Origin of the sequence: Sphingomonas sp. ERG5 (assembly GCF_000803065.1) — a bacterium.
In the GTDB taxonomy this organism is placed as follows: Bacteria; Pseudomonadota; Alphaproteobacteria; order Sphingomonadales; family Sphingomonadaceae; genus Sphingomonas.
In genome coordinates this window covers 1-1389 of the sequence record NZ_JSXI01000057.1, presented here as the reverse complement: position 1 = coordinate 1389, position 1389 = coordinate 1, and the positions used below count along the sequence as shown (strand labels likewise).

The window sequence follows — 1389 nt, the reverse complement described above, 5'->3', positions numbered from 1 at the left end:
CGTAAGGCAGGCTGATGTCCAAACTTCCCACGGTCGCGATTATCGGCCGCCCCAATGTCGGCAAATCGACTTTGTTCAACCGTCTTGTCGGCAAGAAGCTTGCGCTGGTCGATGATCGGCCGGGGGTGACGCGTGACCGTCGCGAAGGCGATGCGACGCTGGTCGGGCTTGAGTTCCGCATCATCGATACCGCGGGTTACGAGGATGAGGATGCGGCCTCGCTGCCGGGACGGATGCGGGCACAGACCGAGGCGGCGGTGGCGCAGGCCGATGTCGCGCTGTTCATGATTGATTCGCGTGTCGGGCTGGTGCCGCTGGATGAGGAGATCGCGCGCTGGCTGCGTGGATCGAGCACGCCGGTCGTGCTGGTGGCGAACAAGGCCGAAGGCAAGGCGGGGGAGGCGGGGATCCTTGAATCGCTGTCGCTGGGTTTTGGCGATCCGGTGCAGCTTTCCGCCGAGCATGGCGAAGGCATGGGCGACCTGTTCGAAGCATTGCTCCCTTATATCGAGCATGAAGATCTCGAGGAGGAGGAAGAGGAAGACCCCGACAATCCCGACGCGCCGCTGAAGCTGGCGATCGTCGGGCGGCCCAATGCGGGGAAATCGACCCTGATCAATCGCATGCTGGGTCAGGAACGGCTGATCACCGGGCCGGAGGCGGGGATCACGCGCGATTCGATCGCGATCGAATGGCTGTGGAACGATCCCGATCGCGGCACCCGGGCGGTCAGGCTGATCGATACCGCCGGCATGCGCAAGCGCGCCAATGTGCAGGACAAGCTGGAGAAGCTGTCGGTTGCCGATGCGCTCCACGCGATCGACTTTGCCGAGGTGGTCGTGCTGTTGCTCGACGCGACGCGGGGACTGGAGGCGCAGGATCTGCGCATTGCCGACAATGCGTTGCAGGAAGGGCGCGCGCTGGTCGTCGCGCTCAACAAATGGGACGTGGCGGAAAACGCCTCGAGCCTGTTCAACGGGGTCAAGGCGGCGCTTGAGGAGGGGCTGAGCCAGGTCAAGGGCGTGCCGGTGCTGACCGTCTCGGCGGCGACCGGCAAGGGCATCGACATGCTGCTCAAGGTCGCGTTCGAAACGCGCGAGGCCTGGTCGAAGCGCATCGGCACCGGCGAACTCAATCGCTGGTTCGAAAAGGCGGTCGAGGCCAATCCGCCGCCCGCCCCTGGCGGCAAGCGCATCAAGCTGCGCTATCTGACCCAGGCCAAGACGCGCCCGCCCGGCTTCGTGCTGTTCGGCACACGGGTCGATCAATTGCCGATGAGCTATCAGCGCTATCTCATCAACGGCATCCGACGCGACCTCGGCTTCGGCGCCGTCCCCGTCCGCCTCACACTCCGCGCTCCCAAAAATCCCTTCGATCGGTAAATTGGAT

At 64.4% G+C, this 1389-nt stretch carries 1 protein-coding gene; it reads left to right on the top strand.

What is annotated here, in order from left to right; all coding sequences use genetic code 11:
• Positions 1 to 14: 14 nt before the first annotated feature.
• Entirely contained in the window at positions 15 to 1382 is a 1368-nt protein-coding gene (gene der, locus OO12_RS18330; RefSeq protein WP_034160185.1) for a ribosome biogenesis GTPase Der, read from the top strand.
• Positions 1383 to 1389: the final 7 nt, after the last annotated feature.